Origin of the sequence: Streptomyces sp. NPDC090108, from assembly GCF_044747185.1 — a bacterium.
In the GTDB taxonomy this organism is placed as follows: domain Bacteria; phylum Actinomycetota; class Actinomycetes; order Streptomycetales; family Streptomycetaceae; genus Streptomyces.
The window spans coordinates 132,282-144,500 of record NZ_JBIVDQ010000001.1; the positions used below are offsets into that span (position 1 = coordinate 132,282).

Annotated in this window: 15 protein-coding genes; all 15 read right to left on the reverse strand. The window is 72.0% G+C overall.

Translation table 11 applies throughout. The features are described 5' to 3' along the window. Window positions 1-171 precede the first annotated feature (171 nt). The 15 genes from dprA to ACIPRD_RS00615 all read right to left on the reverse strand — a co-directional run bounded on the left by dprA (window position 172) and on the right by ACIPRD_RS00615 (window position 11,837). Complete coding sequence (dprA, locus tag ACIPRD_RS00545) at window positions 172-1,332, reverse strand: DNA-processing protein DprA (protein WP_401558771.1); 1,161 nt, start codon at window positions 1,330-1,332, stop codon at window positions 172-174. Continuing rightward, window positions 1,329-2,954 carry a YifB family Mg chelatase-like AAA ATPase gene (locus tag ACIPRD_RS00550; RefSeq protein WP_401558773.1) on the reverse strand — a complete coding sequence of 542 codons (1,626 nt, stop codon included), beginning with the start codon at window positions 2,952-2,954 and terminating at the stop codon, window positions 1,329-1,331. The genes dprA and ACIPRD_RS00550 overlap by 4 nt, the downstream gene beginning before the upstream one ends. Window position 2,955: 1 nt before the next feature. Beyond that, entirely contained in the window at window positions 2,956-3,321 is a 366-nt protein-coding gene (locus tag ACIPRD_RS00555; RefSeq protein WP_401558776.1) for a YraN family protein, read from the reverse strand. A gap of 226 nt (window positions 3,322-3,547) precedes the next feature. Beyond that, on the reverse strand, window positions 3,548-3,856 hold the full coding sequence (locus ACIPRD_RS00560) for a DUF2469 domain-containing protein (RefSeq protein ID WP_003965949.1): 309 nt from the start codon (window positions 3,854-3,856) through the stop codon (window positions 3,548-3,550). Window positions 3,857-3,912: 56 nt separating this feature from the next. Then, a complete protein-coding gene (locus tag ACIPRD_RS00565) occupies window positions 3,913-4,434 on the reverse strand; it encodes an NUDIX hydrolase (RefSeq protein WP_401558778.1) in 522 nt (173 codons plus the stop codon). After that, a complete protein-coding gene (lepB, locus tag ACIPRD_RS00570; protein WP_356404222.1) occupies window positions 4,424-5,182 on the reverse strand; it encodes a signal peptidase I in 759 nt (252 codons plus the stop codon). Before lepB (ACIPRD_RS00570) ends, ACIPRD_RS00565 begins: the two co-directional genes overlap by 11 nt. A 293-nt stretch (window positions 5,183-5,475) precedes the next feature. Next, window positions 5,476-6,375, reverse strand: coding sequence for a signal peptidase I (gene lepB, locus ACIPRD_RS00575; RefSeq protein WP_401558780.1), 900 nt, complete (start codon window positions 6,373-6,375; stop codon window positions 5,476-5,478). Next, the gene (gene lepB, locus ACIPRD_RS00580; protein WP_356404218.1) at window positions 6,302-7,453 is read right to left on the reverse strand and encodes a signal peptidase I; all 1,152 of its coding nucleotides are present in this window, start codon (window positions 7,451-7,453) and stop codon (window positions 6,302-6,304) included. Before lepB (ACIPRD_RS00580) ends, lepB (ACIPRD_RS00575) begins: the two co-directional genes overlap by 74 nt. After that, a complete protein-coding gene (gene lepB / locus ACIPRD_RS00585) occupies window positions 7,446-8,183 on the reverse strand; it encodes a signal peptidase I (protein ID WP_401558783.1) in 738 nt (245 codons plus the stop codon). Before lepB (ACIPRD_RS00585) ends, lepB (ACIPRD_RS00580) begins: the two co-directional genes overlap by 8 nt. Window positions 8,184-8,228: 45 nt before the next feature. Beyond that, window positions 8,229-8,579, reverse strand: a complete 351-nt coding sequence (gene rplS, locus ACIPRD_RS00590) for a 50S ribosomal protein L19 (RefSeq protein WP_356404214.1) — start codon at window positions 8,577-8,579, stop codon at window positions 8,229-8,231. A 135-nt stretch (window positions 8,580-8,714) separates the two neighbouring features. Next, window positions 8,715-9,548: a tRNA (guanosine(37)-N1)-methyltransferase TrmD gene (trmD, locus tag ACIPRD_RS00595; RefSeq protein ID WP_401558785.1), complete on the reverse strand. Its 834-nt coding sequence runs from the start codon at window positions 9,546-9,548 to the stop codon at window positions 8,715-8,717. Then, complete coding sequence (rimM, locus tag ACIPRD_RS00600; protein WP_401558787.1) at window positions 9,549-10,190, reverse strand: ribosome maturation factor RimM; 642 nt, start codon at window positions 10,188-10,190, stop codon at window positions 9,549-9,551. It abuts the gene before it with no gap. Window positions 10,191-10,272: 82 nt separating this feature from the next. Beyond that, window positions 10,273-10,512 carry an RNA-binding protein gene (locus ACIPRD_RS00605; protein ID WP_161180513.1) on the reverse strand — a complete coding sequence of 80 codons (240 nt, stop codon included), beginning with the start codon at window positions 10,510-10,512 and terminating at the stop codon, window positions 10,273-10,275. A 5-nt stretch (window positions 10,513-10,517) separates the two neighbouring features. Beyond that, window positions 10,518-10,937: a 30S ribosomal protein S16 gene (gene rpsP, locus ACIPRD_RS00610; RefSeq protein ID WP_356404207.1), complete on the reverse strand. Its 420-nt coding sequence runs from the start codon at window positions 10,935-10,937 to the stop codon at window positions 10,518-10,520. 297 nt (window positions 10,938-11,234) lie between these two features. After that, window positions 11,235-11,837, reverse strand: coding sequence for a hypothetical protein (locus tag ACIPRD_RS00615; RefSeq protein ID WP_356404205.1), 603 nt, complete (start codon window positions 11,835-11,837; stop codon window positions 11,235-11,237). Between the last annotated feature and the right edge of the window lie 382 nt (window positions 11,838-12,219).

Here is a 12,219-nt window from a genome sequence, read left to right on the forward strand (position 1 = left end):
GTGACTGAGGAGTCGCGGTGTGCGAACGGCGAGGCTCCACCCGTGCGCGGAGCCCCTCCGCGGGCCGGACCTCCGCGCGCCGGACCTCGCTCTGCGTGATCGCCCCGAGGCGCCAACTCCGGGAAAAGCCAAGGGGGTACGGGATTACTCCGGACGGCCGAACACGGTCCGTCAGCATGGACGGCGACCCTGCCGGACCGAGATCATCGCCTGGCGTGTCAACTTCCAGCCGTCGCCGTGTCGTTCGACGTAACCAAGTGCTCGAAGCTCGTACAGCCTCGCGATGGCCTCGTCCCGCGAGGTCCGCGCGCCGCGTGCGGCCTCCTCCGCGGAGGCCGCGCGGTCCCCGGGGAGGGCGGCGAGGACGGACCGGGCGGCCGGCTCCAGCAGGTCCCGGGGGAGGACGGGGCCGCGCCGGGCCGGGGCCAGCTCGCCGATGGCGCCCACGAGTTCGGCCACCTCCGCGGCGTCGGTGACCAGGACCGCCTCGCCGCGCAGCAGTTCGTGCACGCCGGCGGAGAGCGCACTGGTGACGGGGCCGGGGACGCCCATGGTGTACCGGCCCAGGCGCTGCGCGGCACGCCCGGTGGCGAGCGAGCCGCTGCGGCAGGCGGCCTCCACGACGACCGTGCCCCGGGTCAGCGCGGCGATCACCCGGTTCCGCAGGATGAACCGGCTCGGTGTGGGGTGATCGCCCGGCGGCAACTCCCCCACGACGAGTCCCTGTTCCGCGATCCGGCCGATCAGCGCGGCGTGCCCGCGCGGGTAGGGGCGGTCGACCCCGCAGGCCAGGACGGCGACGGTGGCTCCCTGGGCGGCGAGGGCGCCACGGTGGGCGGCGCCGTCGATCCCGTACGCGCCTCCGGACACCACCACCCATCCGCGTTCCGCGAGCTCCGAGGCGAGGGTGGCCGCCACGTGGGCGCCGTACGCGGTGCAGGCGCGCGCCCCGACGACGGCCACGGACCGCAGCGCCCACATCCGCAGGCTGGGCCGGCCGCGCACCCACAGTCCCGTGGGGCGCGCGTCCCCCAGGTCGTCGAGCTGTGCGGGCCACTCGGTGTCCCCCGGGCACACGAACCGCACCCCGGCGGCCCCGGCCGTCTCCAGATCCCGCTCCGGATCCGCCGCCCTGGCCCGCGCCGCGAGGCCGGACCACCGCACCCCGCTCACCCCCGGCAGCGGTCTTCCGCCGTCACGCAGCCGCCGCACCACCTCCTCGACCCCGAACTCCCTGAGCCATCGCCCGCCCACCTCGTCCCCCGGTTCGAGCACCCGGGCGAGGAACGCCCGCCCGAGCGGTCCCCCGTCCGGACCGGCGGCTCCGGTCACGTCGGTGCCCCCGCTGTCAGGGGCGCGCCCCGCGGGACCCCGGTGCGCAGGTGCAGGGCGAGGGCGACATCGCCGGCGTCCGGGCGGTCGTGGCCGGCGAGGTCCGCGACCGTCCAGGCGACGCGGAGCACCCGGTCGATCCCGCGGACGGTGAGCACGCCTCTCTCCAGGCTGCGTTCGGCCTCCTCCATGGCCCCGGCGGCGGCGTGGAACCGGCTCCTCAGCTCCCGTCCCGGCACCTCGCCGTTGGTGCGCCACGCCGTCCCGGCGAACCGGGCGGCCGCCCGCTGCCGGGCCTCGCGCACCCGGTCGGCGACGGTCGCGGTGGGCTCGCCCCGGGCGCCGGGCGCGGTGAGCTGCGCGCGGGTGACCGGATCGACCTCGACGCGCAGGTCGACACGGTCGAGCAGCGGCCCGGACAGCCGGGCCTGGTAGCGGCGGATCACCGACGGCGGGCAGTCGCACAGGGCGTCGCGCCGCGAGAACTGCCCGCAGGGGCAGGGGTTGGCCGCCAGCACCATCAGGAATCCGGCGGGGAACCGGACCACCCCGGCGCTGCGCGCGATCACCACGTACCCGGACTCGAGCGGCTGCCGCAGGGCGTCCAGGACCCGGCCGTGGAACTCGGGGGCCTCGTCCAGGAACAGCACGCCCCGGTGGGCCAGGGACACGGCGCCCGGCCGGGCGATGCCGTGGCCGCCGCCGACCAGTGACTGCATGGTCGCCGAGTGGTGCGGGGCGCAGTAGGGCGCGACGTCGATGAGCGGCTTGCCCGGGGGCAGCAGCCCGGCCACCGAGTGCACCGCGGTGACTTCGAGCGACTCCTCCCGGGCGAGCCGGGGAAGCACTCCGGGCAGCCGCTCGGCGAGCATGGTCTTGCCCGCGCCCGGCGGACCTTCGAGGAACAGGTGGTGTCCGCCCGCGGCGGCGATCTCCACCGCCGTGCGCGCCGAGGGCTGGCCCACGACGTCGGCCAGGTCGTGGTCCGGGCCGGAGTGCGCGGCGCCGATGCCCCGCATCCCCGTGGCCGCGCCGGTGCCGGGCACCCGCAGGCCGGCCGTCAGGGAGTCGGGGCGGCCCTGGGCGTCCTGTTCCTCCTCCGGCACGGGCTCGTCGGCGAGGACGGCGATCAGCTGGCGCAGGCTGCGGATGCCGAGCACCGACACCCCGGGGACCAGGGAGGCCTCGGCGGCGGCGCACTCGGGAACGACGACCTGCTCGTATCCGGCGTCGGCGGCGGCGAGCACCGCGGGCAGGACGCCCCGGACCGGCCGTACCCTGCCGTCCAGCCCGAGTTCTCCGATCATGACGATGTCGGCGAGGACCCGGGGGTCGATGCGTTCGGCGGCGCCGAGCACCGCGCAGGCCACGGCCAGGTCGAAGCCGGAGCCGGACTTGGGCACCGAGGCGGGGCTGAGTCCCACGGTGAGTTTCTTCTGCGGCCACTCGCCGCCCGAGTTCACCACCGCCGCCCGGACCCTGTCCCGGCTCTCGGTGAGGCTCTTGTCCGGAAGGCCCACCAGCGTGAAGGCGGCCACCCCGGGTTCCAGGTCGGCCTGGACCTCCACGACGACGCCCTCGACGCCGACCAGGGCCACGGAGCACGTGCGCGCGAACGCCATCTCAGACCACCCCCCGCGCGTGCTCGACGGCGGGTGCGCCGCGCCGGGGCAGCAGGACACCGACGAGGTCGATGCGGACGCCTCCCGGCGGGGCTCCTCCGTGGGCCTGGATCCAGCGCTCGGCCAGGCCCAGCAGGCGCCGGGCCTTCTCGGGTGTGACGGCGGCCATCGGATGCTGATAGCGGCCGCCGCTGCGGGTCTTCACCTCGCACAGGACGAGGGTGTCCCCGTCCCGCGCCACGATGTCGATCTCGCCGGTCCGCCCGCAGCGCCAGTTGCGCTCCAGGATCTCCATGCCGGCCGCGGCCAGCCGCCGCGCGGCCAGATCCTCGCCGTACCTGCCGAGTCCCTTGCGTGCCTTGTTCATGTCGGCACCACCTCCGGTGCCAACCGTCACGCGTCGCGCCGCAAGAAGTGGATCTTGGTGGATGATCCGGCGGTTGTGGAGAACTCCGTCACCCGAACGGGAAACCGCAGGCCACGGCGGGCCGGCCCGGCAGGCACCCCCGGACGGCGAGGCGGCGGGCACCCCCTGCACCCCGGCAGGCGCCCCCTGCACCCCGGCGGGCCCCGCCGGCGGGTCACCCCGCTCGTCAGCCGCCCGGAAGTTCGAGGTCGCTCTTGTTGAGCTCCTCGATGTTCACGTCCTTGAACGTCAGGACGCGAACCTGCTTGACGAACCGAGCCGGTCGGTACATGTCCCAGACCCAGGCATCCGCCATGGACACCTCGAAGAACACCTCGCCCTGGACCGAGTGCACCTGCATCTCGTAGTCATTGGTGAGGTAGAAGCGCCGCTCGGTCTCGATCACGTACTTGAACAGACCGACGACGTCTCGGTACTCCCGGTAGAGCTTCAGCTCCATCTCGGTCTCGTACTTCTCGAGGTCCTCGGCGCTCATGGCATGTTCCCCTTCAGCCGTGCGATCCCACCATTGTGCGCCAGTCCGACGAACCCTCAGACGATTTCCGTGTCCAGAGTGACGGGTCTGGCGGGGGGACCTTCGTCGAGCAGCGTACGCAGCAGCCCGGCGAGTCTGGTCGGATACACCGTCTCATGCGCCCGGGTCAGTTCCCGGCACGTCCACCAGCGCGCTCCGGCGACACTGCGCCGCTCCAGTTCCGTCAGCCCGAGGGCGGCGGTGGCCGTCTGCCTCGTCCGGGCCAGGTAGTACCACTCGTCCTGGTCCCAGCGGCGCCCGGCGAACGGGAAGGAGCAGCGCCTGCGCCAGAGCACCGGACCGAGTTCGACCTCGGTGATGCCGGTCTCCTCCGCGAGTTCCCGCAGCGCGGCCTCCTCCCGGGTCTCCGTGCCCTCCAGCCCGCCGCCGGGGGTGAACCACCAGGCGTCGGCCGGATCGTCGGGCTCGTGGCCGTGCAGGAGGAGGATCCGGTCCTCGGGGTCGAGCAGCACCACCCGGGCCACCTTGCGCAGGTCCCCGGGCGCCTCGGCCGGGGGCCGTGCGGCCTCAGCGGACACCGGCGGGCTCCGGGGCGGTGCGGGCACGGGAGCGGGAGCGGACCAGGCGCGCCTCGATCGGGCCGTACGCGCCGCCGGCCATCACCAGCACGGCGCCCGCGACGATCATCAGCTCGATGATCCGGACCGGGCCGGGCTGCGAGAGCGCACCCAGGGACTCGAAGCCCGTGGGGCGCCCGAGCACGCCCTTCATCGGCCAGACGACGGAGTCGACGCGGGCGGACACCGCGCCGCGGGACACCGTGCCCCCGGCCGCGTCGGTGAGGTGGGCGGTGGAGTCCAGCGAGCCCTGGCGTTCGTCGCCGAGGAGGAACAGCCGGCCCTTGGGCACGGTCACGGTGGGGAAGTTCTTGATCTCGGCGAGGGAGCCCTCCGGGAGGTAGGGCTCCTTGATCTGCTTGCCGTCGACGGTGAGATGGCCGTCGGTGCAGCAGGAGACGGTGTCGCCGCCGACCGCGACGACGCGCTTGACGACGTCGGCGTTGGTGACCCAGCTCTTGTCCTTGAAGACGACCACGTCGCCGCGGCGGACCTCGGAGCCGTCGACCCGCTGGGCCAGCACGCGGTCGCCGGCGGCGATGGTCGGGCTCATGGAGCTGGTGGGCACGGTGTACGGCCGGTAGACCCATGCCCCCCAGCCGAATCCGCCGAGGAACAGCGCCAGGCCCAGTGCGACGGCCACCCCGGACAGGATCTGCCCCGCCCGGCTGCCGCGGGCCGGTGCCGTGTTCGTGCTCTCGCCACTCATGGACCCGCACCCTACCCGGCGGTACCGGCCGGGCCCAGCCCTCCCAGCGGCCGGGAACCGGCTACCGGACATCCGGACCGCGGAGTCCGCACGGACCTCGCACCCACCTCGCACGGACCGTACACAGACCTACCCCGGACCACCCGGCGGACCGCCCGATGCACCCGATGGATCACCCGGTGATGCACGGCCGCCCGGTGCCCACCGGGGGGGTGCCACGTCGGCCCGGTGCTCACCGGGCTCACCGGGGTGTCACGTCCGCGGTCGGCGCGGACGCGGCACCCGTCGCCCGTTCAGCGCGTCGGGGCGGACGCGGCACGCCGCCGGCGCCGCCACACGGCCACCGGCAGCACGCCCACGAGGGCGACGCCCTGCGGGGCCACCGGGAGGGACGCGGCCGCGGAGGCCTGCTGCTTGTCCAGGCCGGGCTGGTCGAACGTGTCCGGGATGGGCAGCGTGCCCCAGCGGTTGATGGGCCAGGCCTTGACGATGGCGCGGCCGACGACCTTGTCGACGGGGACCATGCCGTGGTTCTTGTCGGCCTGGTTGTAGCGGGAGTCGCGGGAGTTCTGGCGGTGGTCGCCCATCACCCAGATGAAGCCCTTGGGGACCTTCACCTTGAACTGGCCGCCCTGGTCGTCCTGGCTGCACGGAGTGTTGCCCGCGTAGACGTAGGACTCCTCGTTCAGCGCCTTGCCGTTGACCAGCAGCGGGCCGGTGCCCTTGCACTCGACCGTGTCGCCGCCGACCCCGATCACGCGCTTGATCAGGTCCTTCTCCTCGGCCGAGGGCATCAGGCCGATGAAGCTGAGCGCCTTCTGCACGGCGTTCGGGGTGGGCGTGGGCTCGCCCGCCAGCCAGTTGTCGGGGTCGTGGAAGACGACCACCTCGCCGCGCTCGGGCTTGGACCCGAACCACGGGGTGAGCTTGTCGACCAGGACGCGGTCACCCTGCTGGAGGGTGTTCTGCATCGAGTCCGACGGGATGGAGAACGCCTGGACCAGGAACGTCTTGATCAGCAGCGCCAGGACCAGCGCGATGAGGATCAGGATCGGCAGCTCCTTCCAGAAGGAGCGGGGCTTCTTCGGCTCGCGTGCCGCCTCGTCCTTGTCCTGGCCCTCACTCCCGGTCCGGGGCCGCTGCTCCTCCGGCGTGCCGTCGCCGGACGCCGCGAAGCCGTTCGCGGAGTTCATGGTGCCGTCCTGACCGGGGCCGTTCGCGTCCGCAGGGTGCCCGCGGTGCTCCTCGCCGTCGTGTCCCGACCGTGCGCCAACCGCCACATCCCCCACGCCAACTCCTCACTCTGTGCCGCCGCCTGCCCCGCAGCCGGTGCAGGCCCACCACTCCCATAACGAGCGGGAGTTCCGCAGGGGTCGGGAGCTGGGTCATTGCCTTGTTCGGATCGTCGGAGGCAACCCTATGCGACGGCGAGGGAGCCGCAGACGCGCCCGACACGGAGTCGCCAACGCTTGCGAAGGTTTTAGGTTCCCGCAGGCGGGTCCAGTGGCCGAACGGCCACCCGATCACCATGGCACGGCCGACCACCGAGGTCTCGGCGACGGTTCCCTTGTACGACGTGTTCTGGTGGTAGCGCGAGTCCGCGGAGTTGCCGCGGTGGTCGCCCATCACCCACAGGCGTCCCTTGGGCACCGTGACGTCGAACGGCATCAGGGAGGGGGCGTTGCCGGGGTAGAGATAGTCCCCCTCCGTGAGCGGCACACCGTTGACGGTGACCCGGCCCTGCGCGTCGCAGCACTTGACGTGGTCCCCGCCGACGCCGATGACCCGCTTGATGAGGTCCTTCTCGTTGTCGGAGGGCAGCAGTCCGATGAAGGTGAGGCCTTCCTTGACCTGCTTGACGACGACGGGGTCGTTCTTCTTGGCCGTCTGCTCGCCCGCCAGCCAGCCGCCCGGGTCGTGGAAGACGACGACGTCCCCGCGGTGCGGCTCGGAGCCGAACCACGGCGTGAACTTGTCGACCAGGACCCGGTCGCCGATCCGGATCGTCTCCTCCATGGAGCCGGACGGGATCACGAACGCCTGGACCAGGAAGGTCTTCAGCACCAGCGCGATGAGGACCGCCACGCCGACCAGGAGCGGGATCTCCCGTACGGCCGAACGCCTCCGTTTGCGCTTGACCTTGCGCTGGAGCTTGCGCCGGTCGGCGCGTGAACGTCCGCTGCCCGGCTTCGAGGTCCGGCGGGAGCCGGTGGGCAGCAGGTTCTCGGCCGGCGAGCTGGGAGCGCCGTGCGGTCTGCCACGGTTACCCATGGACGCCCTCCGGTCGTGAGTCGTTCTTCCCCGGGGCGGCCGGGTCCGGTGCGGCGGCGGGCACGCGCGCGTAGGCGGCGGGCCGCCGGATGCCGGCCCAGTGGGGGTACGGCCAGGCGATCCAGTCGGCCCGGCCGATCACGGCGTCGACGGGGACCATCCCGCCGCCCGGCGAGCCGAGGTGGTCGCGGGAGTCGCTGGAGCGGGCGCGGTGGTCACCGAGCAGGAAGAGCCGGCCCGGGGGCACGAGGACGTCGAAGGGCACGGCGGACGGTCTGTCCCCGGGATACAGGAACGCCGTCTCGTCGACCGCCCGGCCGTTCACCTCGAGCCTCCCCTGCCTGTCGCAGCAGACGACATGGTCGCCCCCCACTCCGACAACGCGCTTGATGTAGTCGGCGTCCCCGAAATACCCGGTGCCGTCGAAGACGACCACGTCACCGCGGCGCGGCCGGGCACCGAAACGGTACGCCAACTTGTTTACGAGAACGCGGTCCCCGATCCTCAACCCCCGCTCCATGGATCCGCTGGGAATCTGGAACGGCTGCACCACGAACGTGTTGAGGAGCAGCAGGAACACGAGGCACACGAGGACGCCGAGGGTGATCCGGCCGCCCGGCACCCGGTCCGCGATCCGGCCCGGCAACGCGAAACGCGACCGCTCCTCCGGTCCCGGAATGCCGGGGCGGGAGGAACGGTCGCGTTGCGTCGACTGTGCTTCGGTGTCCATCGGAGCCAGATGTTATCCGGCTCCGCTGTGACCCCGGTAAGGCACTCAGTTGTCGCGCTTCTCCTTGATCTTCGCGGCCTTGCCGCGCAGCTCACGGAGGTAGTACAGCTTGGCGCGACGCACGTCACCGCGGGTGACGAGCTCGATCTTCTCGACGATCGGGGTGTGCACCGGGAAGGTGCGCTCGACGCCGACGGAGAACGAGACCTTGCGGACCGTGAAGGTCTCGCGGACACCGCTGCCCTGACGGCGGATGACAACGCCCTTGAACTGCTGCACACGGGAGCGGTTGCCCTCGATGACGCGGACGTGGACGTTGACGGTGTCACCCGGGCGGAAGGCCGGGACGTCGGTACGCAGCGACGCGGCGTCGACGGTGTCGAGCAGGTGAGACATATCGTCTGCTTTCTTCGCTGATGCCACAGGTCATCAACGGGAGATAGATGTACAAGGGGTGTGCCGTGCGTGTCGATGCGGGCGTCGTGTCCCCCTGTGGCAGGGGCGCACGCCGGACGGACGCACAACAGCTGTCTATTCTTCCATGGCCTCGGCCCTGCGCCAAAATCGGCCGTGGGCCTGGCCCTCCGGGTCCGGGGCCCAGCCCAGGATGGAGAGCATCTCGCGGTCCTTCTTGTCGAAGGCCTTGGGGTCGCAGCCCTCGATCAGATCGGGCCGGTTGACCGTCGTGCGCCGCAGGGCCTCGTCACGGCGCCAGCGGGCGATCTTCCCGTGGTGGCCGCTGAGCAGCACCTCCGGGATGTCACGGCCGCGCCACACGGGCGGCTTGGTGTAGACGGGCCCTTCCAGGAGGTTCGCCATCGCGCCGGGCGCGAAGGAGTCGTCCCGGTGGGACTCGGCGTTGCCGAGCACGCCCGGCAGCAGCCGTGCGACGGCCTCGGTGATGACGAGGACGGCCGCCTCGCCGCCGGCGAGGACGTAGTCGCCGATGGAGACCTCGTAGACGGGCATGCGGGTCGCGTACTCGTCCATGACACGGCGGTCGATGCCCTCGTAGCGGGCCGGTGTGAAGATCAGCCAGGGGCGTTCGGAGAGCTCGACGGCCAGTTCCTGGGTGAACGGCCGGCCGCTCGGGGTCGGGACGATCAGCGCCGGGGCCCGGTCGCCCGTCTCGTAGCCGTCGGCGAGGACGGTGTCGAGCGCGTCGCCCCAGGGGTCGGTCTTCATGACCATGCCGGGGCCGCCGCCGTAGGGCGTGTCGTCGACCGTGTTGTGCCGGTCGTAGGTCCAGTCCCGCAGGTCGTGGAGGTGCACGTCGAGCTGCCCGCGCGCGCGGGCCTTGCCGACGAGGGAGACGTTCAGCGGTTCGAGGTACTCGGGGAAGATCGTGACGACGTCGAGGCGCATTTACGACTCTTCCCCGGCCGGTCCGGTGCCTTCGGCACCCTTGGCACTCTCAGCACCCTCAGCGCCCTCGGCACCTTCAGCACCCTCGGCGCCTTCGGCAGCCTCCGCGTCCCGCGTGGAGGCGACCTCCGCGCGGTCGTCGATCAGGCCCGGCGGGGGCGTGATGACCGCCTTCTGCTCCTCCAGGTCGATCTCGGCGACGATCTCCTCCACGAAGGGGATCATCACCTCGCTGCCGTCGGGACGCTCGACGATGAAGAGGTCCTGGGAGGGCAGGTGCGAGATCTCGGTGATGCGGCCGACCTCGGTGCCGTCCGAGGTGACCACGTCGAGGTCGATGAGCTGATGGTCGTAGTACTCGTCCTCGTCCTCGGGGAGTTCCTCGGGGTCGACGTCGGCGATCAGCAGGGTGTTGCGCAGGGCTTCGGCGCCGGTGCGGTCGCTGACGCCCTCGAAGCGCAGGAGGAGGCGGCCGCTGTGCACGCGGCCGGTGGCGATGGTGAGGGGCCCGGTCGAGGCCGGGTCGGTGGCCAGGACGGCGCCCGGGGCGAGCCGCAGTTCCGGCTCGTCGGTACGTACCTCGACGGTGACCTCGCCCTTGATGCCATGAGCACGGCCGATCCGCGCGACTACCAGCTGCACGAGTCCATATCTCCTGTCATACGACTGCGGGCCGGGGACGGCCCAGTGGCCCTCCCCGGCCCGAGCCGGTTGCTATGAAGCGTCAGCGAACGTGGTCCACGTCGACGAGGTCGACACGGACACCGCGGCCGCCGATGGCGCCCACGACGGTACGCAGAGCACGCGCGGTGCGACCGTTGCGGCCGATCACCTTGCCGAGGTCTTCGGGGTGGACCCGGACCTCCAGCACGCGCCCCCGGCGCAGGTCGCGCGAGGCGACCTGCACATCGTCGGGGTTGTCGACGATGCCCTTCACGAGGTGCTCAAGCGCCTCTTCGAGCATGATGCTCAGGCCTCGGCCGACTCGGACTCAGCCGCGGCCTCGTCCTTCTTCTCAGCCTTCTTCTTCTGGGTGATGGCCTCACCCTTACCCTCGTCGTCACCGCCGAGAGCCTCGAACGACGGACGCGCGGCCTTCGGAGCGGCCACGAGCAGCGGCGCCGGGGCGGGCTCGCCCTTGAACTTCTGCCAGTCGCCGGTCTTCTTCAGGATGGCGAGAACCGGCTCGGTCGGCTGCGCGCCGACACCCAGCCAGTAGGCGACGCGCTCGGCGTCCACCTCCATGACCGACGGGTTGTAGGTCGGGTGGTACTTGCCGATCTCCTCGATGGCCCGGCCGTCACGGCGGGTACGGGAGTCGGCGACGACGATGCGGTAGTGAGGCGAACGGATCTTGCCCAGACGCTTCAGCTTGATCTTGACTGCCACGGGAGTGGATTCTCCTGGTTTTGACGTGGTGGGCACGGCGAGCTGCCGCGTGGGGTTGCGGTACCCGATATGCCCGACGGACGCGTCAGCCGGAGGAGAGAGGGTTCCTGTGCGACTGTCGAGTACAGCTAGCCATTGTGCCACACCCCGCGGGTCGCTTCCCGCCGTGGGATCCCGGCGGCCCGGGGCACGGCTGGGCGGCACCCGGCGCGGACGGGAGGTACGTCGGGTGCGTCACCCTGCCGGCGGAGGGAACGGTGCCGGGGCGGGCCTCGGCTGCCACGAGCAGCCGGGGTCCTAGCCCGCCGCCGCCCCCACGCCCTCCGGGATGCGGAACGGCTTGCCACAGCCGCCGCACACGATCGGCGCCTGGGCCAGGACCGAGGGGACCACCCGGACGTTGCGCCCGCAGTCACAGACGGCCTTGACGCGGACGCCGCCACCCGAGGAACCGTGGCGCGCGGCCGGGCCGCGGAAGGTGCGGGAGGTGTCGGCGGAGGTGGCCACCGTGTGGGCCTTCAGCGCGCGCTGGAGCCTCTCGATGGTCGGACGGTAGCGGCGCTTCGCCTCGGGGTTGAGCGTGACCAGGGAGAAACCGCTGCTCGGGTGCGGCTCCTCGGGGTGGTCCAGGCCCAGTTCCTCGGCGATGGCCAGGAAGCGGCGGTTGTGGTAGCGGCCGGCCCGGGAGGTGTCGCGAACCCCTCGGGCGGCGGCGATGCCGTGGACTGCCTCATGAAGCAGTCGCTCGAAGGAGAGCTCGTGTCCGCACGCGGACGACGACTCTCCGATCAGGGACTCCGGCGCGGCGAGGTCGGGCAGCTCGGGGTGGTACCGCTGAATGTCGGCCCACGCCTGTGCCAGCTCCGCGGCGAGAACAGGTGGTGTCTGTGTCGTGCTCACGTAATCACAACGAGCGGAGGTACCGCTGTGTTCCTATTCCGGGCCATCCCAAATAATTTGCACTAACCCGTCAGTTGCCGCTGATGCGTCCCGAGGAGGGCGGGTGCGCCGAACTGCGGAGAAGCCGCACAGCTCGTGCCAAGTCGGTGCGTAGTCCCCCGTACGACCCCGCGCGTAGCCTCCGTCGGCACACCGGCACGGCTGGGGCCGGCGGATACGCAAGAGGCGTTCCGGCCGCTCCGGCGGCCCGGCCCGTACCTCGTACAGCGTCTGTGACGACCGTGACGTTCGTCCGTCACGACGGTGACGTTACCGGGTGCTCCCGCCCGGCCCCGCACCGCCCCTTCCCCCAGGTTGCCGGGATGTGAAATCTCGCCACATC

Excerpts from the sequence above, each read along its gene's own strand:
- ACIPRD_RS00555 (WP_401558776.1), bottom strand. The coding sequence starts at position 3,321 with ATGAACAAGGCACGCAAGGGACTCGGCAGGTACGGCGAGGATCTGGCC.
- lepB (WP_356404218.1), bottom strand. The coding sequence starts at position 7,453 with ATGGGTAACCGTGGCAGACCGCACGGCGCTCCCAGCTCGCCGGCCGAG.
- lepB (WP_401558780.1), bottom strand. The coding sequence starts at position 6,375 with ATGAACTCCGCGAACGGCTTCGCGGCGTCCGGCGACGGCACGCCGGAG.
- lepB (WP_401558783.1), bottom strand. The coding sequence starts at position 8,183 with ATGGACACCGAAGCACAGTCGACGCAACGCGACCGTTCCTCCCGCCCC.
- lepB (WP_356404222.1), bottom strand. The coding sequence starts at position 5,182 with ATGAGTGGCGAGAGCACGAACACGGCACCGGCCCGCGGCAGCCGGGCG.
- ACIPRD_RS00550 (WP_401558773.1), bottom strand. The coding sequence starts at position 2,954 with ATGGCGTTCGCGCGCACGTGCTCCGTGGCCCTGGTCGGCGTCGAGGGC.
- trmD (WP_401558785.1), bottom strand. The coding sequence starts at position 9,548 with ATGCGCCTCGACGTCGTCACGATCTTCCCCGAGTACCTCGAACCGCTG.
- ACIPRD_RS00605 (WP_161180513.1), bottom strand. The coding sequence starts at position 10,512 with ATGCTCGAAGAGGCGCTTGAGCACCTCGTGAAGGGCATCGTCGACAAC.
- ACIPRD_RS00560 (WP_003965949.1), bottom strand. The coding sequence starts at position 3,856 with ATGAGCGCCGAGGACCTCGAGAAGTACGAGACCGAGATGGAGCTGAAG.
- rplS (WP_356404214.1), bottom strand. The coding sequence starts at position 8,579 with ATGTCTCACCTGCTCGACACCGTCGACGCCGCGTCGCTGCGTACCGAC.